Source organism: Aeromonas hydrophila subsp. hydrophila ATCC 7966, from assembly GCF_000014805.1.
GTDB lineage: Bacteria > Pseudomonadota > Gammaproteobacteria > Enterobacterales > Aeromonadaceae > Aeromonas > Aeromonas hydrophila.
The window spans coordinates 1,677,857-1,698,512 of the sequence record NC_008570.1 but is presented as its reverse complement, the minus strand read 5'-3'; the positions used below and the strand labels follow the sequence as shown (position 1 = coordinate 1,698,512).

Sequence of the window (20,656 nt, the reverse complement as noted above, 5' to 3'; positions counted from 1 at the left end):
GCAGCGGCCGGTCAGGAGAACAGAAGAGAAGAAGAGTGGGAAGCGGCCGGATCATAGTTCAGGCCCCAGCGCGAAGTGGAGTCGCAGCGGCTTCTCCTCCTCCGAAATGCCCACCGCCAGATCGAGCCTGACCTGACCGATGGGGGTGACCCAGCGCACGCCGACCCCGGTGCCTATCTTCCAGGCCTCGCTGTAGTCGACCGTGGCGGTACCGCTGTCCACGAACAGGGCTCCCAGCCACTTGTCGCTGAAGCGGTAGTTGTACTCGGCACTGGCGACGCTCACGTAGCGGCCCCCCAGCAGCTTGCCGTCGCTGCCGCGCGGCGAGATGGTCTCGTAGCCGTAGCCGCGCACCGTCTGGTCACCACCGGTAAAGAAGCGCAGGGAGGGCGGCACCAGCGAGAAGCTATCCCCTATGATGGCGCCCTGTTCAGCCCGCAGCAGGAAGCGGTGATCCTCCCCCAGGGTGCGCAGCCACTTGCTGCGCCCCCACACCCGCACGAAGCTGATGTCGGAGCCCCAATAGGGGTCGGAGAACTCCAGGGTGAGCTGTTGGCGATCGCCCCAGTCGGGCACCAGACCGCCGCGCACCCGCAGCCGCGACCAGGAGACGCCGGGGATCAGCAGCAAGCTGTTGCCCTCGTCGGCGCCCTGGGTATAGATCTCGTTCTCCAGCCGGATGAACACGTCCCGGTCCCAGCTCTCCGGCCGCCGCTTCCAGCGGTGCACGCTGAGGGTGGTCAGGTCGGAGCGGGTATCGTTGTTGTCCTTGTATTGATAACCGGCCTGCAGCGAGTAGTAGTCCCGCAGCGGGTTGCCCACCGGGATCTGGTAGTCGAAGCTGAGCTCGGCCTCGGGCTGGGAGACCTTGGCGGTGGCGTTGAGCCGGTGACCATAGCGGTTGACCCAGGGCTTCTCCCAGGTGGCGCTCATGCGTGGCCCCACGTCGGTGGCATAGCCGATACCCGTTTCAATCTCGTGATCGACCCGGTTGGAGAGGGTCACCTGCACCGGCACCCGGTTGCCCTCGGCCTGACTGATGAGCGGCTTGATGTCCACCTGCTTGAACAGCTTGGTGGAGGAGACATCCTGCGACATCTCCGCCAGCCGGATCGCCAGATAGGGGTCGCCGCTCTTGATGTTGATGAGCGGGCGGATGAGGCGCAGCGCCTCCGGCGTGGCGTCGTAGTGGATCTCGCCGAAGTGGTAGCGCGGGCCGGAGCGAAACAGGATGTAGATCTCGGCAGTGCCCTGATCCGGGAACACCTTGACCTGGCTCTTGCTGATCTTGGCGTCGAAGTAGCCGCGGGCCAGCCCCAGACTGCCCAGATCCGCCTTGATGGATTCGTATTTACCGTGGTTGAGGGGATCCCCCTCTTTCAGCGGCAGCTTGTCCAACAGCTCGCTGTAGAGCTCGTCGCTGCTGGCATCCCCTTCCAGCAGGATGTCGAGACGGGAGATGATGACCGGTTTGCCCGGCTCCACCTCGATGATCACTTTGGCGGGCGCCTTCTTGTCGCGGCTCAGGGTGATCTTGGGCTGATAGTAGCCATAGACCTGCAGCGCCTTTTGCACGCTCTCGGTGATCTTGGCGCGGGCCGGACGGTACTGGCGCTCCTGATAGACCGGCAGGGCATTGAGGTAGGCCTCGACGTTGTCCTTGTTCTCCCCCTTCAGTCCCTTGATCTGATAGGTGAGTTTGGCCGCCATGGCGGGCGTGATGAACAGCAGCAGACAGAGGCTCAGTCCCAGCGCGCGAAGCCCACGACGAAAGGCCCGTGCGGGCGGTGAGATCCCTGCAGGCAGGGGCGGATTGCATCCTGTCAAACGTCAATTTCCCCGAAGAACATGATTAAAATAATGCGATATTCAGAACGAATATGAGGCTCACTCGATCGCAAACGCGCCTCATCCTAGCATATCCCCGGCCCGACATCAGAGCGGGGTGACACCGAATTTCGCCATATTATTGAAGCCTTTGCCCACGCAGGCCGCGCATTTTTCACACTTTCCCCCGCTGACTTATGCCACTGCGGGCCAAAAAGGGCAATCCATGACCAGCACGGCCATGCCAGATGGCCCCTGGCGGCCCATCCGGCCCGGTATCGCGTCATCCCTTGTTGGCCGATGGGCGCGACATCAACTGTCGGCAACTGGTCAAGATAGCGGCAATTCCCTCTCTCGCCGGGCCCACCAGCTGCATCCTGGCTGCCACGGGGCCGCCCGCCTTGCCCCACTCCCGCAGAGGTAGTGCATTTTATCTTGCAGGATCAAACAGTTGCCATCACGCAATCAAAGCCTCGTTCAACCCAATCGATTTATCCCGCTGCCCCCCTGCTCACTTCTCGCCCACACTGGGCTTATTGCACCAAGGCACGCATCCCACCAGAGGAGACACCGTATGCACGCACGCAGCGAACAGATGGCGGACTACATCGCCGATAGACTCGAATTCATCACCTTTCTCGCCTGTTGCAGCGCCCTGCTGGCCCTGCTGACCGGCATGAACGGCCAGCAGGCGCTGGCCTTCACCGCGCTGAACCTGCCGTTCGGGCTCGCCATCCTGCTGGGCATGGCCATGCTGGCACCGCTGCCGACCCACTGGCGCCTGCCGGGCATCACCTTGCTGCTGGCGGGCAGCGCCCTGGCGACCCTGCAACTGGGGGGCAACTGGCTCAATCCGCTGGCCATCTGGAGCCTGCACGCCCTGCTCGGGCTGGAGATCCTCTGGCAGGCACGGCCCAGAACCAGGCTTGCTGCCCGTGTCCGCAGCTGAATTTGCCATGACGGCTGACGCGCGGCAGGAATTGGAGTACTCTTTGCGCCCCCGATTTGCCCACCGCCAAGGAGCGTCCCGATGAGAAAAGCCTGTGCCCAGCACATCCTGGTCAAGACCGAGAAAGAGTGTCTGGAGATCAAGGAGAAGATTGCCAAGGGAGCCGACTTCGGCCAGATGGCCAAGCGCTTCTCCACCTGCGCCTCCAGCAAGCGCTTCGGCGATCTGGGGGAGTTTTCGAAGGGCGACATGGTCAAGGCGTTTGACGATGCCGTGTTCAAGGGCGAGCTGCTGACCGTGCTCGGCCCGGTGCGCACCAAGTTCGGCTTCCACCTTATCAAGGTGCTCTACCGCAACTGAGTTCAGGGCCCGGTTCAGGGTTCTGGGGTCAGCTCCACCGGCCAGCCACCGCAGCGGCGGGCATAGAAGCCAAAACGCCAGGGATGGCGCGCCGCCCAGTCCTCCATCTCCGGCGCCGGCGTGAACCGGCTCTGCGGCCAGAGCGCAACCCGGCTCGGCCGCCCGTGCAAGGCCTGCCAGCGCGTCAGGCTCACCTGGGCCAAGCGCCACTGATAGTCATCCTTTGGCAACAGGGCCGGCGCAAATGCCAGGCCCCGATTGCAATACTGGCCCTCGCCATCGCGCCCATCCACCAGCTGCCAGAACACGTTGAGCAGATCGCCATACCCCACCTTGACCGGGTCATAGTCGATGCGCACCGCCTGGCGCCGCGGTGGCACTTCCCGCCAGCTCGACCCCGTTGCCGCCAGCTGGCTGACGTAGCCCGGCTCCACCCGGCTGACCCCGGGCAGGGTCTCGTAGACGGCTTCGGCGCGCCACATGTCCCCCGCCGCCAGCACGGCGCTGTCCGCCCATAGCTGAACGCTTGGGAAAAGCAGCAGGATTGAGATAAATTTACTAACGTTATCAGTCAATTAAGTTTATCCTTCTGGGCACTTGTCCATCATAACCAGTGGATCCCCGTTATGCCCAGATATTTGTGGTGGCCGCTTCTGGCCTGGTTGCTGCCGCTCGCCGGCGCCCTCGGCAGCCGTGTTCACCTCTGGCCCTGGTGGCTGGGGTTTGCCATCTGCCTGCTCGGGGCCCTCGTCTCCCTCGTCTTGCTGGCTCGCCTGCCCTGGTCTCGCAACCGCTGCGCCAATGGCTGGGGCGCCGTCCCACTGCTGTTGCCCCTCGCCTTCGTGGTGCAGGCGCTGCGCACGCCGCTGGTCAACGATGTGAGCACGGATCCCAACAACCCGCCCCAGTTGCACTGGGCCAGCGAGCTCAGAACGGCGCAGGATCTGCCGATTAATCCGGCCCCCTTGAAAGCATTTGAGGGTAAACCCGGTCCTCTCTTTACCAGCGCCTCCCCGGTCGAGGTGATCACCGAGGCCCACGCCCTGATGGAACAGCTCGGCTGGCAGGTGCGGCCAAGCCCGGAAGGACTCGAGGCAGTGGTCACCACCGGCTGGTTCGGTTTTCAGGATGACGTGGCGCTGCGGGTCTTTGCCGGGCCCAAGGAGACCCGCATCGACATGCGCTCCGCCTCCCGTCAGGGGCAGAGCGACTTGGGCACCAACCGGGCCCGCATAGAGGAGTTTCTGATCCGCCTCAACGAGCGGCTGGGTCAGGCCTACAAACCCAACTTGAAGCAATAAGAAGGTCATCCATGCGCGTCGAGGTCAAGCCCGATCGGGAATATGCCTGGTTCATCCGCCCCTTTTTCTGGCTGCAAAAACGCAACTACGGCCAGGTGCTCATTCCGGGCAAGTGCTGGGGCCGCTCGCCGCGCCTGTTTGCCGCCGTCGCCACCCTCTATGGCGTCATCAACCGCAAGCGCTCCCCCATCGACCCCGTGCTGCGCTCCCTGGTGACGGTGCGGGTCTCCCAGCTCAACTGGTGCCGCTTTTGCGTCGACATCAACGCCATGACCCTCATCAAACGGGCGGGCTCCAGCGAGAAGGTGGAGGCGCTCGCCAACTGGCGCGAAAGCCCGCTGTTCGACGAGCGGGAGCGGGCCGTGCTCGACTACACCGAGGCGATGACCGGGCTGGATGGAGTCAGCGATGAGCAGGCCGCCCGCCTCAAGCCCTGGTTCGACGACGACGCCATGGTGGAGCTCACCGGCCTCATCGCCTTCCAGAACATGTCGGCCAAGTTCAACGCCGCCCTCGATATCGCCCCGCAGGGCTTCTGCCAGCTGCCGGTGCAGCCCGAACGGCCAGCCCAGCCAGATAGCAAGGACGTCTGATGAAAGGCTCCCGCCTGCTGCTGGTGCTGGTGATGGGCTGCCTCATCGGCGCCTTTTTCGCCTTCGACCTTGGTCACTACCTGAGCCTGCCCCAGCTGCAGGCCCGTCAGGCCGAGCTGGCCGCCCTGGTCGACCGCCATTTCGTCAGCGCCGCCCTGCTGTTCGTCGTCGTCTATGTGGTGAGTACCGCCCTCTCCCTGCCTGGCGCCAGCCTGCTCACCCTGGCTGGCAGCGCCGTGTTCGGCGTTGTCTGGGGGCTGCTGCTGGTCTCCTTTGCCAGCAGCATTGGCGCCACCCTGGCCTTTCTCAGCGCCCGCTTTCTGCTGCGCGACTGGGTCGAGCGGCGCTTTGGCGACAAGCTGGCCAGCTTGCAAGCCGGCATGAAGAAGGAAGGGGCGCTTTATCTGCTGAGCCTGCGCCTCATCCCCATCTTCCCCTTCTTTCTGGTCAACCTGCTGATGGGGCTCACTCCCATCAGAGTCAGTACCTACTACTGGGTGAGCCAGCTCGGCATGCTGCCCGGCACCTTCGTCTACGTGCTGGCGGGCAGCGAGCTCGCCAACCTCACCAGCACCGGCAATATCCTCTCCCCCGGTCTGATGGTGGCGCTGACCCTGCTCGGGCTGATGCCGGTGCTGCTCAAGGGCCTGCAGCGGCGCCTCGCCCTGCATCGGTTGCACGCCCCCTACCGCAAGCCGACACACTATGACTACAACCTGCTGGTGATTGGCGCCGGGGCCGGCGGCCTGGTGACCAGCTATATCGCCGCGGCGGTGAAGGCCAAGGTAGCGCTCATCGAGAAGCACAAGATGGGGGGCGATTGCCTCAACAGCGGCTGCGTCCCCTCCAAGGCGCTGATCCGAAGTGCCCGCTTTGCCGCCGAGCAGCGCCGGGCCAGTGAACTGGGCTTTGGCCCAAGCCAAGCCAGCGCCGATTTCGCCGCCGTGATGGAGCGGGTCACCCGCGTCATCAAGGAGGTCGAACCCCACGACTCGGTAGCACGCTATGAAGGACTCGGAGTGGAGTGCATCCAAGGGGAGGCAAAGCTTGTCTCCCCCTGGGAGGTGGAGGTGAACGGCCAACGCCTTGCCAGCCGCCATATCGTGCTCGCCACCGGCGCCCGGCCGCTGGTGCCCACGCTGCCGGGCCTTGAGCAGGTGCCCTGGCTCACCTCCGACACCCTCTGGCAACTGCGCACCGCGCCGCGCCAGCTGCTGGTGCTGGGCGGCGGCCCCATCGGCTGCGAGCTGGCCCAGAGTTTTGCCCTGCTTGGGGTGCCCGTTACCTTGGTGGAACTCTCGGATCAGCTGCTGCCCCGTGAAGAACGGGAAGTGGCCGAGCTGCTGGCGGAACAGCTGGCCCGCGATGGCGTGCGGGTGCTCACCGGCTGGCGCGCCGAGCGAGCCGACTATCTGCCAGCGGCCGCGGGGGATCTCCCCATCCGGCTGCAACTGTGCCGGGGCGAAGAAATGCAGGTGGTGGAAGGGGATCAGCTGCTGCTGGCGCTGGGCCGGGTGGCCAACGTCAGCGGCTTCGGGCTCGAAGCGCTGGGGGTGGAGCTGACGCCACGCGGCACGGTGGCGGTCGATGGCTTCCTCACCACCAACTACCCCAGCATTCTGGCGGTGGGGGACGTAGCGGGCCCTTACCAGCTCACCCATGCCGCCGCCCATCAGGGCTGGTATGCCGCGGTCAATGCCCTGTTCAGTCCGTTCAAGCGCTTTCGGGCCGACTATCGGGTCATGCCGGCCGCCATCTACACCACCCCAGAAATCGCCCGGGTCGGCCTCAATCAGAAAGAGGCCAGGGCGCAGGGCATCCCCTTCGAGCTGACCCGCTTCGAGCTGGCCGAGCTGGACAGAGCCATCGCCGACGGCGAGCGTCAGGGCTTTATCGAGGTGCTCACCGTGCCCGGCAAGGATCAGATCCTGGGTGCCACCCTGGTGGGCACTCACGCCGGCGAGCGGATCGCCGAATTCGTGCTCGCCATGCGCCACCGCCTCGGCCTTGGCAAGATCCTCGCCACCATCCACGCCTACCCCACCCTGATGGAGGGGAACAAGTATCTGGCGGGCGAGTGGCGACGGGCCCGTCAGCCCGCCACCCTGCTGGCGCTGCTGACCCGTTATCACCGCTGGCGCCGCGGCGCCAGACCCAACTCCAGGTAACCCGGATGCGACTCTCATTGCCCTCGTTCAAACAGCTGTTGTGCGCCCTGCCCTTGCTGGCAGGCAGTCTTCTCTTTACTCAGGCCAACGCCGCCGACAACCCGCAGTGGCAGCAGACCCTCGAGGAGGCCAAGGGGCAGACCGTCTACTTCAACGCCTGGGGCGGCAGCCCGGAGATCAACGCCTATCTGGTGTGGGCCGGCCAGGAGCTGGCACGCGAATACCAGGTCAAGCTGGTGCAGGTGAAGGTGGATGACATCGCCCAGAGCGTCAGCCAACTGCTGGCCAACAAGCAGGCGGGCAAGCGCAGTGGCGGCCCCATCGACCTGCTCTGGGTCAACGGCGAGAACTTCAAGGCGCTCAAGGAGCAGGGGCTGCTCGGCACCCCCTTTACCCGGGAGCTGCCCAACATGGCGTTGGTCGACGGCAGCCTGCCGGTGAGTGAGGACTTCACCGTGCCGGTGGAGGGGCTGGAAGCCCCCTGGGGCATAGGCCAGCTCAACCTGATGGTCAACGGCGAAGAGGTCGAACAGCTGCCCACCTCGGCAGCGGCCCTGCTCGCCTGGACCAAGGCCCACCCCGGCCGCTTCACCTACCCCAAGCCGCCCCAGTTTCACGGCTCCAGCTTCCTCAAGCAGATCTTGCTGGAGCTGACGCCCGACCCCGCCCCCCTCTATCGGGAGGCGACCGAGAGCGATTTTGCCAGGGTCACCGCCCCGCTCTGGGCCTGGCTGGATGAACTGCACCCGACACTCTGGCGCAAGGGCAAGCTGTTCCCCACCAGCGCCGCCGAGACCCGCCAGCTGCTCGATGACGGCGAGCTGGCGATGGCCATCAGCTTCAACCCGCAGGAGGCGCAGAGCGCGGTACAAAACGGCACCCTGCCCCCCAGCGTGATGGCGGTGGCCATGGCGAAAGGGGCGCTCACCAACAGCCACTTCCTCGCCATCCCCTTCAACGCCAACGCCCGCGCCGGCGCCAAGGTGGTGGCCAACTTCCTGCTGAGCCCCGCAGCCCAGGCGCGCAAGGCCGAACCCGCCTTCTGGGGCGACCCCAGCGTGCTGCGGGCCGATGCCCTGCCCGCCACCCAGCAAACGGCGCCGGCGCTGCGCTTCAAGGCGGTGGCCGAACCCCACCCCAGCTGGCAGCTCAGGCTCGAAGCGGCCTGGGCCGAGCGCTACGGTCACTGATGAGCCGGTTCGGCCGCTCTTCGCTTGATTGGCGCCCCCTGTTCACGGCAGGGTGCGCCCTGGTTTTTGGCCTTCCGCTGCTGGCGGGGGGCTGGCAACTGCTGGCTGAGGGGCTGACCCAACTCCATCTGCAATTGCTGCTGGCCCAACCGGGCCTCTGGCACTCCGCGCTGCTGAGCCTGTGGATTGGCGCCGCCTCGACCCTGGCCAGCCTGCTGCTGACCGCCCTGCTGCTGGCCCACAGCGACAGCCGGGCCGTCGGCTGGCTGCGCCGGCTGCTCTCGCCCTTGCTGGCGCTGCCCCACGTCGCCTTTGCCATCGGCTTTGCCTTTCTGCTCGCCCCCTCCGGCTGGCTGCTGCGCCTGCTCTCGCCGGCCCTCACCGGGTTCGAGCTGCCCCCCGACTGGCAGACCCTGCGCGATCCCGCCGGGCTTGGGCTCATCCTCGCCTTGACCCTCAAGGAGACCCCCTTCCTGCTGCTGATGGCGCTCGGCGCGCAAGACCCAGCCAGGGTAGCGCGTCAGCAGTGGCTGGGGGCCTGCCTTGGCTTCAGCGCCCCCCAGATCTGGTGGCGCCTGCTGCTGCCGGCGCTGTGGCCCGCCCTGCGTCTGCCCCTCTACGCGGTGGCTGCCTACGGGGTGGCGGTGGTGGATCTGGCCCAGTTGCTCGGGCCCGATGCCCCCGCCCCGCTGGCTGTGCGCCTGTGGCTCTGGTATCAGGATCCGGATCTGGTCTGGCGCGGCGCCACCGCCAGCGGCGCCCTGCTGCTGCTCGCCATCACGGCGTTGCTGCTGGCCCTGTTGCGGCTGCTGGAGCTGGCCCATCGAACCCTTGGCAAACCCGGCTGGCTCGATGGCCGGCGAGCAAACCCAAGTGCTCTTGGCCGCGCCCTGGCTGCCGGTAGCGTGGCGACCCTGATCGTCCTCAATCTGGCGGTGCTGGGGGCCTTGCTGCTCTGGTCACTGGCCCGGCGCTGGCCCTTTCCCGCCCTCTGGCCGAGCCAGTGGAGCAGCCGTTATTGGCTCGAACTGCTGCCGACCCTGTCGCCGCTGCTCACCACCAGCATCCTGCTGGCGCTGGCGAGCGGAGCCATAGCGCTGGTGATGGCGGTGCTGAGCCTGGAGGCGCAGGCCGGCCGCCGCCCCTGGCCGCTCTGGCTCATCTGCCTGCCGCTGCTGCTGCCGCAGGCCAGCCTGCTGTTCGGCATTCGGCTCGGGGTGGACTGGTTCAGCCTCGGGTGGGGGGGCGATGGCATCGGTTGGGGCTGGGTACTCTGGAGCCAGCTGCTGTTTGTCTTTCCCTACGTCTATCTCTGCCTGCACGGCCCCTATGGCCAATTCGACCCGCGGCTCACCCAGAGTGCCCTGCTGCTGGGGGCAACCCCGTGGCGAGCCTGGTGGCAGGTGAAAGGGCCGCTGCTGGCCCGTCCGCTGCTGTTTGCCTTCGGCGTCGGAGCCGCAGTGAGTCTGGCCCAATACCTGCCGACCCTGCTGTTTGGCGCAGGCCGGGTAGTCACCATCACCACCGAGGCGGTGGCCATCGGTAGCGGCCTCAACCGGCGGCTGGCGGGGCTCTACGGCCTGTTGCAACTGCTGCTGCCACTCGTTATCTATCTGCTGGCGCTCTGGCTGCCGGCCAGGCTCAACCCGGCACTCAAAGGGAACGGCTCACGATGAACTCTCATGATGGAAATAGCCATATGCTGAGCACCACGCCCCTTCGCCTCTATCTGGAGGAAAACCTGCTGCTCTCGCTGCCCGCCCTGCAGATAGTGCCGGGCGAGGTGTTGACCCTGATGGGCCCCAGTGGCTGTGGCAAGAGCTCGCTGCTGGCGGCGCTGGCGGGGGTATTGCCCGCAAGCGGCCCGCTTAGGCTGGAGGGGGACGTGACCCTCGGCGCGCGCCGGCTCACCCAGCTGCCGCCCCAGGCGCGGCGCATCGGCATGCTGTTTCAGGATGATCTGCTGTTCGACCATCTGACGGTCGCGGAGAACCTGATGTTTGGCATGCCGGCCAGCGTGAAAGGGCACGGGACGCGGCGGGAAAAGGCAGTGGCCGCGCTGGCGCAGGTGGATCTGACAAATCAGGCTGACAAGCTGCCGGGGACGCTCTCCGGCGGCCAGAAGGCCCGCGTCAGCCTGCTGCGGGCCCTGCTGGCCGAGCCCGAGGCATTGTTGTTGGACGAGCCCTTCTCCCGCCTCGACAAGCCGCTGCGGGGCGCCTTTCGCGCGCTGGTGTTCGCGCAGATCAAGGCACTGGCCATCCCCGCTCTGCTGGTGACCCACGACGAAGATGACGCGCCGGGCACCATACTCCAGCTCACCGAATCCTGTTTTTGACCGAGGAGTTCACCTTGTTTGACCGCCACCTGATCCCCGTTATCCGCAGCCCCCTCACCCGGCTCGCCAGACCGCTCTGCCGCGCCGGGATCAGCGCCAACCAGGTAAGCCTCACCGGCTTTGCCATCGGCATGCTGGCGTTGCCGTTGCTGGCCTTTGGCTGCTATCAATGGGCGCTGGCGGCGATCCTGCTCAACCGGCTGCTGGACGGACTCGACGGCGCCGTGGCGCGGGAAACCGGCATCACCGACTGCGGCGGCTTTCTCGACATCACGCTGGATTTCATCTTCTACGCCGCCGTGGTGCTGGGCTTTGCCCTCGCCGCCCCCGCCAATGCGCTGCCCGCCGCCACCCTGCTGTTTGCCTTCATGGGCACCGGCTCGAGCTTTCTGGTGTTTGCCATCATGGCGGGCAAGCGGGGCATCGACAATCCGGTCTACCACCACAAATCCCTCTACTATCTGGGCGGCCTCACCGAGGGGAGCGAGACCATCGCCCTGTTCGTGCTGATGTGCCTGTGGCCCGCCGCCTTCGCCCCCCTCGCCTACGGCTTTGCCCTGCTCTGCGCCATCACCACCCTGACCCGGCTCTGGAGCGGTTACCACACCCTGCGTTGAGGCAGAACGACGGGAGGGGCCCGCTACGGAACACTTGCGCATGGACGACAATGTTTTACCATGGCGACACTCTTTTTCAGGCTCATGAGAACCTTATGCGTCGCCTTGTCTCCGTGCTCACCCTCTCCCTGTTTCCCATGCTCTATGGCTGCAGCAGCACGCCGGCTGCCAAGCCCGTGGTCAAGCCCCAGCCCAACAGCGCCTTCATCAACCAGACGCCGCCGAGCAAACCCTTCTATGGGCAGGTGAGCCAGCCGGGTGTCAGCAAGGGGGACTTCGCCAATCGCGCCAACGTGGACAACTTCGTGCAGCGGATGGTGCAAAAGCACGGCTTCGACGGCGCCGAGCTGCACCGGGTGCTGGCCCAGGCCGAGCGTTATGACTGGATCATCCGCCTGATGGACGCCCAGGCCCCCACCACCACGCCGCCCACCGGCCCGACCGGCGCCTGGAATCGCTACCGCGCCAAGTTCATCACCCCGGACAACGTACAGAACGGCGTCAGCTTCTGGCGTGAGTACGAGAACGAGCTCAACCGTGCCCAGCAGGTCTATGGGGTGCCGCCGGAGATCATCGTCGGCATCATAGGCGTGGAGACCCGCTGGGGCCGGGTGATGGGCAAGACCCGCATCCTGGATGCGCTGGCGACCCTGGCGTTCGACTATCCGCGCCGGGCCGAGTTCTTCACCAGCGAGCTGGAATCCTTTCTGGTGATGACCCGCGACGAGGGGATGGATCCCACCGAACCCAAGGGCTCCTACGCCGGCGCCATGGGTTACGGCCAGTTCATGCCCTCCAGCTTCCAGCGCTACGCGGTGGACTTCAACGGCAACGGCCACACCAACCTGTGGGATCCGGTGGATGCCATCGGCAGCGTGGCCAACTACTTCAAGGCCCACGGCTGGGAGAAGGGGCAACCGGTGGCGGTGCGCGGTCAGGGCCAGCTGCCCGGCTACGAGCACGGCTTCCAGACCCGCTACCCGGTCGCCTCCCTGCGCCGCGCCGGGCTGACCCCCACCAGCACCCTCGGCAACCACAGCGAGGCGAGCCTGCTGCGCCTGGATGTGGGCACCGGCTATCAGTACTGGTACGGCCTGCCCAACTTCTACACCATCACCCGCTACAACCACAGCACCCACTACGCCATGGCGGTGTGGCAGCTGGGGCTGGCGGTGAAGGATGCCCGCGGCGGTTACTGAGTCGGCCGGATAAAAAAGGCGGCCCTCAGGGCCGCCTTGCCAACCATCCACACTGCGCCTTCGGGTGCAGTGTGCGTTTACAGTGCCCCCGCCTTCGCCAGACGATCCAGCTCGGCAAGCAGGGCGGCCGGCTCGACCCGACGGGTGTAATCGGCGTTGATGAAGTGGTAGTGCACGGTGCGGTCCTGGCCGATGATGTAGCTGGCCGGTACCGGCAGAGTGAAGCTCTCGTCGCCGTTGCTCGCCGGGATGTCGATGCCAAAGCCGGCATAGATGGGCCTGAGCGCCTCCGGCAGCTCGAACACCAGTCCCAACTCTGCCGAGACCCGGTTGCCCTCGTCGCTCAGCACGGTGATCGCCAGCCCGTTGGCGGTGAGGGTATCCTGCGCCGAACTGGGGGTTTCCGGCGTCATGCCGATGAGGTTCACGCCGCGCTCGCGCAGCGCCGGCAACACGGCGTTGAGCGCCTGCATCTCCATGTTGCAGTAGGGGCACCAGCCACCGCGATAGATGTTGAGCAGCACAGGGCCCTCCGCCAGATAGTGGGAGAGCGGGCGCACCACTCCGTGCTGATCCGGCAGGGCGAAGTCGGGCATCCGCTCTCCGCGCCCGAGCGCAGCCTGCTCCAGCCCGCTTGCCTGCAAGCTGCGGGTCGCCTCCTCCATCAGGGCCAGTACCGGGGCCGGTACCTGGCGCTGCTTCTGCTCATCGTACGCTTTGATTTTTTGCTCGAGTGTGTGCATCATGACCATCCTTTTTGTAGTGGTCGCTACAATATCAAGCGGACCACGCCCCATGGTCAAGTTGTTTTTTAGCGATCACTCCAGAATGGAGTTTCACAAGGCAGGACTCGAGATGGCAAGACCCGCATCATTTGACAGAGAACAGGTACTGGAAATCGCTCTCAACGCCTTCTGGGATACCGGCTTCAGCAACACCGGCATTGCCGCGCTGGTCGAACGGATGGGACTCAAGCCCAGCAGCCTGTATGGCGCCTTCAGCTCAAAGGAGGGGTTGTTCATGGAGGTGCTGCAGCGTTATTCGGCGCAGAGCCTGGCGCAGATCGAGCAGATCCTGGGCTCGACAGCCTCCCCCCTGGCGGGCGTGCAGGCCCTGCTCGATGCAGTGGCCCGGGATGCCATCGCCAGCGAGGCGCACCGTGGCTGCCTGCTGGTCAACACCTTGCTGGAGATCGGCCGCCACCACCCGCTCATTCAGGAGACCGCCAGCAGCCACCTCGCCGAAGTCGAGCTGCGGGTCAGCGCAGCCCTGCGCCAGGCGCAGGTGGCTGGGGAGCTGGCCGCCGGGCGCGACGTCGACGCCACCGCCGCCTTGCTGATGACCATGGTGTGGGGATTGCGCGTGCTGGGCCGAACCCATCCGCCCGCAGCCAAGGTGAACGCAGTGCTGGCCCAGATGCAGGCCATCCTGTCTGCGGACGCATGACGACAGTTCACCCGGCTGCGGGGTTCACTCGTTTTCCAGCAGCCAGCGCTTGAGCAGGGCGGCCAGCTGCTCCTGCTCGGCCAGGGTCAATGGCGCCAGCAGGCGCCGCTCGTTGGCCACGTGCCGCTCCACCGCCCGGTCAACCAATTCCCGGCCCGCGTCGGTCAAACAGACCAGCAGGCTGCGCCGATCGCTCGGGGCGGCCTGACGTTCGATCAAGCCTCGCTCTGCCAGTTTGTCGAGCCGGGCGGTCATGGCCCCCGAGCTCAACATGGCGGATTGATAGAGCACGGTCGGGGTGAGCGGTTCGCCGGCCCGGCGCAGGGTCGCCAGAATGTCGAAGTCGCTGCCGAGCAGGCCGCACTCCTTGAGCTCCTCGCTCACCTCCCGTCCGGCGATCGCCGCCATTCGCGCCACCCGTCCCAGCACGCCCATGGGAGAGCAGTCGAGATCCGGACGCTGCCGGGCCCACTGGGCCAGCAGCAGGTCTACATGATCTGATTCCATCTTCGGCCACTTATCTTTTCATCGAGATACTTGATGGTAAACCAATTTGAGGCTAATTTATCTTTACTTGAAGATACTTCATAAAGAGACAAATTCATGCCCATGCTGATCGCCCTGCTGGCCCCTTTGCTCTGGGGCAGCACCTATGCCGTCGTCAGCCTCTCTCTGACCGACTACTCCCCCTACTGGGTGGCGGTGTGGCGGGCGTTGCCGGCCGGGTTGCTCCTGTTGCTGGTACGCCCGCGCCTGCCGCCCCTGCCCTGGGGAAAGCAGTGCCTGCTGGCGTTTTGCAACATCGCTGCGTTTTTCGCCCTGCTGTTCGTGGCCGCCTTCCGGCTGCCGGGGGCCGTGGCGGGCACCCTGGGTGCCACCCTGCCGCTGGTCTTGATGTTGCTGGCCTGGTTACAAGATGGCGTCAGGCCGTCTCTGAAATGGCTGCTGCTGGGCCTGATGGGGCTGGGCGGGGTCTTGTTGCTGCTCAATCCTTCCGCCAACCTGGATCCTGTCGGCGTCACCTGCGCCCTACTGGCCACCCTGCTCATCGGCCAGTCCAGCCGCTGGATGCAGCGCTGGCCGGTCAGCGATCTACTGGCGCTGACCGCCTGGCAGCTGCTGCTGGGCGGCCTGATGCTGATCCCGCTCGCCTGGTGGCTGGCCGGCCCCATGCCGATGCCGCAGCCGGCAAGCGCTCCCGGCCTGCTCTGGCTGATCCTGCTCAACACGGCGCTGGCCTACTGGGCCTGGTTGTGGGGGCTCAAGCGCCACGGCCCGGAGGTGATGGGCATGCTGGCCCTCACCAACCCCATGGTGGCGGTCTCCTGCGGCGTGCTGATGGTGGGGGAAACGCTGGACGCTCGCCAATGGCTCGGCATCGGGGTGATCCTGCTCTCCCTGTTCCTGATGAAGCTGCCGGCCCGCCCCTTCTTCAAACGCTGGCAGGCCCGCCGGGCTAGCACCGGCCAGTGCGGCAAGCCGTGAGCACGACGGCTCCAACTCAAGCGCAATAAAAAAGAGGAGCCATCAAGGCTCCTCTTTCATATTCCGCGGGTGCTTGAGTCGAACTCAGACCCCGGCCTTGGCCAGGGCGGCGGAGACGATCTGCTGGGCTTCCTGCTGGATGAGGTCCAGGTGCGCCTCTCCCTTGAAGCTCTCCATGTAGATCTTGTAGATGGACTCAGTGCCGGAGGGGCGCGCCGCGAACCAGCCGTTCTCGGTCACCACCTTGAGGCCGCCGATGGCGGCATCGTTACCCGGCGCCTTGGTCAGCTTGGCGATGATGGGCTCGCCGGCCAGGGTGGAGGCTTCCACCAGCGCCGGATCCAGCTTGGAGAGCACCGCCTTCTGGGCGCTGTTGGCCGGGGCGTCGATGCGACGATAGCTGGAACGACCAAACTTGGCTTCCAGTGCATCGTAGTGGGTCTGCGGATCCTTGCCGGTCACCGCCAGAATTTCCGCCGCCAGCAGCGCCAGGATGAAACCATCCTTGTCAGTGGTCCAGACGGTGCCGTCTTTGCGCAGGAAGGAGGCGCCCGCGCTCTCCTCGCCGCCAAAGCCGAACTCGCCGCTGTAGAGGCCATCCACGAACCACTTGAAGCCGACCGGCACCTCTTTGAGGGTGCGGCCAATCTCGCCGGCCACTCGGTCGATCATGGAAGAGGAGACCAGCGTCTTGCCGACCGCAGACTCTTTGGACCAGCCGGTACGATGGGTAAACAGATACTGGATCGCCACCGCCAGATAGTGGTTCGGGTTCATCAGGCCGGACTTGGTGACGATGCCGTGACGGTCGTAGTCAGGGTCGTTGCCAAGGGCGATGTCGAACTTGTCCTTGAGGGCAATCAGGCTGGCCATGGCGAACGGGCTGGAGCAGTCCATCCGGATCTTGCCGTCTTTATCCAGGGTCATGAAGGAGAAGGTCGGGTCGACCTTGTAGTTCACCACCTCGATGTTCAGACCATAGGTCTTGGCGATGACGTCCCAGTAGGCGACGCCGGAGCCGCCAAGCGGATCGACACCGATCTTGATGCCGGCCTGCTTGATGGCATCCATGTCCAGCACGTTCTTCAGGTCATCCACATAGGGAGTAACGTAATCGTGCAGGGCCACGAACGGGCTCTTGAGGGCCTCGGCGAACGCCATGCGCTTCACGCCGGCCAGACCCGCTTCCAGAATCGCGTTGGCGCGATCCTCCACCCACTTGGTGATCTCCCCTTCAGCGGGGCCGCCATGGGGCGGGTTGTATTTGAAGCCACCGTCTTCCGGCGGGTTGTGGGACGGGGTGATCACCACGCCGTCAGCACGGGCAGCCGGTTTGCCGGCATTGTGGCGCAGAATGGCGTGAGAGATGACCGGGGTCGGGGTAAAACCGAGGCCGGCCTGAATGCGGGTCTCGACGCCGTTGGCCGCCAGCACTTCCACCGCGCTGGCAAAGGCGGATTCAGAGAGGGCGTGGGTATCCATGCCGACAAACAGCGGGCCCGTGATGCCGGCCTGCTGGCGATACTCCACCAGCGCCTGGGTCACCGCCAGGATGTGGGATTCGGTGAAGGCATTGTGCAGGGCGCTACCGCGGTGACCGGAGGTGCCAAAGGCAACCCGCTGCTCGGGGCGGCTCATGTCGGGCTTGTTGAGGTAGTAGGCGCTGACCAGACGGGGGATGTTGGTCAGGTCGCTCAAACGGGCCGGCTGACCGGCGTGGGAATGCTGTGCCATGGCGTTGTCCTTGCTTGATGGCGGCCTTGCCCGGCAAGGCCTGAGTCTGATGAAGCGTTAAATTGCGCCGCACACCCGGGCGATCACCTCGTCGCCATACCCCATGCTGGTCATCAGCTGGGCCACCATGTTCTGCTTGCGACTGGTGTTGGTATTGGTGATCACCCAGAACGGGGTCTCCGGCACCGGCTTGGGCTTGGTGGTGCTGCCGCTGGCGCGCAGGGCATCGGGATCCCGCGAGAAATAGACGCGCTTGCGCCCCTTGATTTCGGTGGCCTGGGTAAACCCGACCGGGTCATCCCGGTAGAGGGTACTGAGCACCTGCATGAAGCGGTTGATAGACTTCTCTTCTTTTTGCAGCTCGCCAGAGTCGAGCAGCGCCTCCAGCCCCATGGCATCGGCCACAGTGTGCGGCTGGGCCGTCGTCACCGGTTCGGTCACCGGAGCTGCCTGGTTGGCGGGCTGTTCCAGCAGGCGGCGCAGGATATCGGAGGCACTCTCGCCGATGTGCCGGGTCTGGCTGGCGATATAGAAGTAGAGATCGTCATCAAGCTCGATGGTTTTCATAGGGATGCGCTGGACTCGTCGAAATTCGGATGCGGCGATTATACATAGGCAAACCCGGCAGCCCAAGCAAGGGGCGGACAGATGTGCATGAATCTCATCGAGAATACGGCATAATAGCGGGCCAAGTGTGTGATCCGTCGCACTGATAGCCGATCTGGCAGACTTTTTTAGAAAATAAACCACACTTTTTTGCTCCGCAATGAGTGAAATCCTTTTCTTTCCAGTGTGTTAAATCACAACGAGCAACGCACTCACGACCGACAAGGTGTCATTTTGCAACAAAACCCATTATTGAACTTCAAGGAGCAGGGCCAGGGCCAGGGCCAGCCTGTCGTGCTGATCCACGGGCTGTTCGGCAGCCTCGACAACCTCGGCCTGCTGGCACGCCCGCTGAGCGAACAATACCGGGTCATCAGCGTCGATCTGCGCAACCACGGCGCCTCCTTTCACTCCGACGAGATGAGCTACCCGGCCCAGGCCGCCGATCTGCTCGCCCTGCTGGATCGGCTCGGGCTTGAGCAGGTAGCCATCGTGGGTCACTCCATGGGGGGCAAGGTGGGCATGCAGCTGGCCAAGCTCGCGCCAACGCGCGTTGCCAAGCTGGTGGTGGCCGATATCGCGCCGGTCGCCTACCCCCACGCCCGCCACCAGAATGTGTTCGCCGGCCTCAACGCCACCCTCGAACAGGTTCCGCAAAGCCGCAGCGAGGCGGAAGCCATCCTGGCGCAGCACATCGAGATCGCCGGCGTACGCCAGTTCCTGCTCAAGTCGTTTGCCAAAACCGGGCACGGCTGGGGCTGGCGTTTCAACGTCCCGGCCCTTGAGCGCAACTACGCCAACATCATGGGCTGGCCCGATGCACAGAGCCGCTTCGAGGGCCCAGCGCTCTTCATCAAGGGGGGGGATTCCGACTACATGCAGCCTGAACATACCGACACTGTGATGGCGCAATTCCCCGCCGCCAAGGCCCGGGTCATCGCCGGCACCGGTCACTGGCTGCACGCGGAAAAGCCGGTTTTGTTCAACAAACTGGTTGTGGATTTCCTGTCGACAGGCGGTTAACAGTTTCAAATCCTTTGTGATATAGTGCGCCCGTCATAAGGAGTGTGCGCAATCCATGCTAAGTGAACATATCGACCTGATTGAGAGTCTGGGCCTGAAGTTATTCTTTGTGGCCATTTTCGTATTGATTGGCCTGGCCATTCAGGACGTGCTCAAACGCGGCAACGTGCCCCGTTTCGGCCGACTCATCGTCTGGTTGGTACTCTTCCTGGGTTGTGCAGGTTTTGTCGCCAAGGGGCTGATCGAACTGGGCTGGGAAGGCTCAGGCATCGGCTAACTTATTTTCATCTGTGATGTATGGCCAAACAGCAAACTGATCGAACAACACTGGATCTGTTCGCAAATGAGAAGCGCCCCGGCAGGCCAAAGACCAACCCACTCCCCCGCGAGACCCAGCTCAAGATCAACAAGCGCAACCAGCTCAAGCGCGATCGGGAGAACGGTTTGAAGCGGGTAGAGTTAAAGGTGGAGGCCGAGTTGCTGGAACGCCTGAACCAACTTGCGTTACAACAGAACGTCAGCCGAGCCGAGCTGATCCAATCTATCCTGAAGCAACAGATTGAGTCTGCACATGCTGCAGGCATCACAATCTGACCGTTAAGCATTAACACCAGATACGGGTAACTAAACACTATGGCTAGTGTAGGTCTGTTTTTCGGCAGCGATACCGGTAATACCGAAGCTGTCGCCAAGATGATCCAGAAAGAACTGGGCAAACAACTGATTGAAGTCCGTGACATTGCCAAGAGCAGCAAGGCCGACATCGACAGCTTCGATCTGCTGATGTTCGGTATCCCGACTTGGTACTATGGCGAAGCCCAGGCCGACTGGGACGACTTCTTCCCCGAGCTGGAAGAGATCGACTTCACCAACAAGCTGGTCGCCATCTTCGGATGCGGCGATCAGGAAGACTATGCCGAGTACTTCCTCGACGCCATGGGCACCCTGCGTGACATCGTCGAAGCCAAAGGCGCCATCGTCATCGGCAACTGGCCAACCGCCGGCTACGAATTCGAAGCCTCCAAGGCACTGGTGGACGACAAGCACTTCGTGGGTCTGGGCATCGACGAAGATCGCCAGCCAGAGCTGACCGCCGAGCGCGTCAAGGGCTGGTGCAAGCAGCTGCACGAAGAGATGTGCCTGGCCGAGCTGGAGTGATCCAGGCTCGCCAGCCTCTCTGACAACAAGGGCCCCGCGGGGCCCTTGTTGTTTTCTGGCTCATGCTCTCTCGCCACTCCTGTGCTCCGGTTTGGCCCGCACATAGAGGGTGCGCTTGACCTGGGCCACCAGCTCGCCGCTCTGATCCTGCACCGTCACCTCGAACTCGGGGAAGTGCTTGTCTCCCCCGTCGGTCGCCGCCACGATGGCGGCCAGCTTGCCGTCGGTCAGATTGAATTCGGCCACCAGCTTGCCCTTGCCCGGCTTGATGTAGTTGATGCTGCCCGCCTTGTCCCAGACGTAATAGCGGTTCTTGAAATAGCCCATCAGCATCAGCGGATAGATGGGATCGGTCATCGCAAACATGCTGCCGCCAAACTGGGTACGGTTGGCGTTCTTGTTCCACCAGCGGGACTTGAGGGTGACCCGGCAGAAGCGAAAATCATCGCTCAATGTCTCTATCTTGATGCCGGCGCCCCAGAAGGGAGGCCAGGCGTTGAGGGCGCGGCGCACCCAGGCCGCATTGTCAAAAAGCCAATCCATGGATCTCATCCGACCAGACAGTGAAGAAGGTTACATTTTATCAACATTCACCAAACGAGCAAGCCGTCACTAGAATCCGTCCAATTCCGCCGGATGGCGCCATCTGCGCTAAAGCCTTT

23 protein-coding genes are annotated in these 20,656 nt (G+C 64.4%); 16 read left to right on the top strand and 7 right to left on the bottom strand.

The window, feature by feature from the left end; translation table 11 throughout:
- Positions 1-51: 51 nt before the first annotated feature.
- Positions 52-1,827 (bottom strand): autotransporter assembly complex protein TamA, encoded by a 1,776-nt coding sequence (tamA, locus tag AHA_RS07820; protein WP_011705450.1) that lies wholly within the window; start codon positions 1,825-1,827, stop codon positions 52-54.
- Between the two features lie 574 nt (positions 1,828-2,401).
- On the opposite strand from tamA, the gene AHA_RS07815 reads away from it, so the two are divergent.
- Complete coding sequence (locus AHA_RS07815) at positions 2,402-2,776, top strand: hypothetical protein (protein ID WP_011705449.1); 375 nt, start codon at positions 2,402-2,404, stop codon at positions 2,774-2,776.
- Positions 2,777-2,857: 81 nt separating this feature from the next.
- Positions 2,858-3,136 carry a peptidylprolyl isomerase gene (locus AHA_RS07810; protein WP_011705448.1) on the top strand — a complete coding sequence of 93 codons (279 nt, stop codon included), beginning with the start codon at positions 2,858-2,860 and terminating at the stop codon, positions 3,134-3,136.
- A gap of 14 nt (positions 3,137-3,150) precedes the next feature.
- Here AHA_RS07810 and AHA_RS07805 read toward each other — a convergent pair whose 3' ends face one another.
- The gene (locus AHA_RS07805) at positions 3,151-3,711 is read right to left on the bottom strand and encodes a peptide-methionine (S)-S-oxide reductase (RefSeq protein WP_011705447.1); all 561 of its coding nucleotides are present in this window, start codon (positions 3,709-3,711) and stop codon (positions 3,151-3,153) included.
- Between the two features lie 51 nt (positions 3,712-3,762).
- Here AHA_RS07805 and AHA_RS07800 point away from each other — a divergent pair, with 51 nt between their 5' ends.
- The 8 genes from AHA_RS07800 to mltB all read left to right on the top strand — a co-directional run bounded on the left by AHA_RS07800 (position 3,763) and on the right by mltB (position 12,542).
- Positions 3,763-4,437, top strand: coding sequence for a DUF1499 domain-containing protein (locus AHA_RS07800; RefSeq protein ID WP_011705446.1), 675 nt, complete (start codon positions 3,763-3,765; stop codon positions 4,435-4,437).
- 11 nt (positions 4,438-4,448) lie between these two features.
- Positions 4,449-5,030 carry a carboxymuconolactone decarboxylase family protein gene (locus AHA_RS07795; protein ID WP_011705445.1) on the top strand — a complete coding sequence of 194 codons (582 nt, stop codon included), beginning with the start codon at positions 4,449-4,451 and terminating at the stop codon, positions 5,028-5,030.
- Positions 5,030-7,198 (top strand): FAD-dependent oxidoreductase, encoded by a 2,169-nt coding sequence (locus tag AHA_RS07790; protein ID WP_011705444.1) that lies wholly within the window; start codon positions 5,030-5,032, stop codon positions 7,196-7,198. The genes AHA_RS07795 and AHA_RS07790 overlap by 1 nt, the downstream gene beginning before the upstream one ends.
- 5 nt (positions 7,199-7,203) lie before the next feature.
- Entirely contained in the window at positions 7,204-8,388 is a 1,185-nt protein-coding gene (locus AHA_RS07785) for an ABC transporter substrate-binding protein (RefSeq protein WP_164927594.1), read from the top strand.
- Positions 8,388-10,064, top strand: a complete 1,677-nt coding sequence (locus tag AHA_RS07780; RefSeq protein WP_011705442.1) for an ABC transporter permease family protein — start codon at positions 8,388-8,390, stop codon at positions 10,062-10,064. The genes AHA_RS07785 and AHA_RS07780 overlap by 1 nt, the downstream gene beginning before the upstream one ends.
- Before the next feature lie 23 nt (positions 10,065-10,087).
- Entirely contained in the window at positions 10,088-10,726 is a 639-nt protein-coding gene (locus AHA_RS07775; RefSeq protein WP_011705441.1) for an ATP-binding cassette domain-containing protein, read from the top strand.
- A 14-nt stretch (positions 10,727-10,740) separates the two neighbouring features.
- Positions 10,741-11,343, top strand: coding sequence for a CDP-alcohol phosphatidyltransferase family protein (locus AHA_RS07770; RefSeq protein WP_011705440.1), 603 nt, complete (start codon positions 10,741-10,743; stop codon positions 11,341-11,343).
- Between the two features lie 95 nt (positions 11,344-11,438).
- Positions 11,439-12,542 (top strand): lytic murein transglycosylase B, encoded by a 1,104-nt coding sequence (gene mltB, locus AHA_RS07765; protein WP_011705439.1) that lies wholly within the window; start codon positions 11,439-11,441, stop codon positions 12,540-12,542.
- Positions 12,543-12,619: 77 nt separating this feature from the next.
- On the opposite strand, the gene AHA_RS07760 is transcribed toward mltB, so the two are convergent.
- A complete protein-coding gene (locus AHA_RS07760; protein ID WP_011705438.1) occupies positions 12,620-13,285 on the bottom strand; it encodes a peroxiredoxin-like family protein in 666 nt (221 codons plus the stop codon).
- Positions 13,286-13,397: 112 nt separating this feature from the next.
- Between AHA_RS07760 and AHA_RS07755 the strand changes: the two genes are divergently transcribed.
- Positions 13,398-13,988 carry a TetR/AcrR family transcriptional regulator gene (locus tag AHA_RS07755; RefSeq protein ID WP_164927593.1) on the top strand — a complete coding sequence of 197 codons (591 nt, stop codon included), beginning with the start codon at positions 13,398-13,400 and terminating at the stop codon, positions 13,986-13,988.
- Positions 13,989-14,012: 24 nt separating this feature from the next.
- On the opposite strand, the gene AHA_RS07750 is transcribed toward AHA_RS07755, so the two are convergent.
- Entirely contained in the window at positions 14,013-14,495 is a 483-nt protein-coding gene (locus AHA_RS07750) for a MarR family winged helix-turn-helix transcriptional regulator (protein ID WP_011705436.1), read from the bottom strand.
- Positions 14,496-14,591: 96 nt separating this feature from the next.
- Between AHA_RS07750 and AHA_RS07745 the strand changes: the two genes are divergently transcribed.
- Complete coding sequence (locus AHA_RS07745) at positions 14,592-15,473, top strand: DMT family transporter (protein ID WP_011705435.1); 882 nt, start codon at positions 14,592-14,594, stop codon at positions 15,471-15,473.
- An 84-nt stretch (positions 15,474-15,557) separates the two neighbouring features.
- Here AHA_RS07745 and pgm read toward each other — a convergent pair whose 3' ends face one another.
- Together pgm and seqA are read right to left on the bottom strand one after the other, a co-directional pair.
- Positions 15,558-17,207: a phosphoglucomutase (alpha-D-glucose-1,6-bisphosphate-dependent) gene (pgm, locus tag AHA_RS07740; RefSeq protein ID WP_011705434.1), complete on the bottom strand. Its 1,650-nt coding sequence runs from the start codon at positions 17,205-17,207 to the stop codon at positions 15,558-15,560.
- Between the two features lie 57 nt (positions 17,208-17,264).
- Positions 17,265-17,774 (bottom strand): replication initiation negative regulator SeqA, encoded by a 510-nt coding sequence (seqA, locus tag AHA_RS07735; RefSeq protein WP_164927592.1) that lies wholly within the window; start codon positions 17,772-17,774, stop codon positions 17,265-17,267.
- Between the two features lie 291 nt (positions 17,775-18,065).
- On the opposite strand from seqA, the gene AHA_RS07730 reads away from it, so the two are divergent.
- The 4 genes from AHA_RS07730 to fldA are packed head-to-tail and all read left to right on the top strand — an operon-like array spanning position 18,066 to position 19,994.
- Positions 18,066-18,836 (top strand): alpha/beta fold hydrolase, encoded by a 771-nt coding sequence (locus AHA_RS07730; RefSeq protein WP_011705432.1) that lies wholly within the window; start codon positions 18,066-18,068, stop codon positions 18,834-18,836.
- A 55-nt stretch (positions 18,837-18,891) separates the two neighbouring features.
- Entirely contained in the window at positions 18,892-19,113 is a 222-nt protein-coding gene (locus AHA_RS07725) for a DUF2788 domain-containing protein (protein WP_011705431.1), read from the top strand.
- 20 nt (positions 19,114-19,133) lie between these two features.
- Complete coding sequence (gene ybfE / locus AHA_RS07720; protein WP_011705430.1) at positions 19,134-19,430, top strand: LexA regulated protein; 297 nt, start codon at positions 19,134-19,136, stop codon at positions 19,428-19,430.
- Between the two features lie 39 nt (positions 19,431-19,469).
- Entirely contained in the window at positions 19,470-19,994 is a 525-nt protein-coding gene (fldA, locus tag AHA_RS07715; protein ID WP_011705429.1) for a flavodoxin FldA, read from the top strand.
- Positions 19,995-20,054: 60 nt separating this feature from the next.
- Here the strand turns inward: fldA and AHA_RS07710 are convergent, their stop codons facing one another.
- On the bottom strand, positions 20,055-20,537 hold the full coding sequence (locus AHA_RS07710) for a DUF4442 domain-containing protein (protein ID WP_016350215.1): 483 nt from the start codon (positions 20,535-20,537) through the stop codon (positions 20,055-20,057).
- Positions 20,538-20,656: the final 119 nt, after the last annotated feature.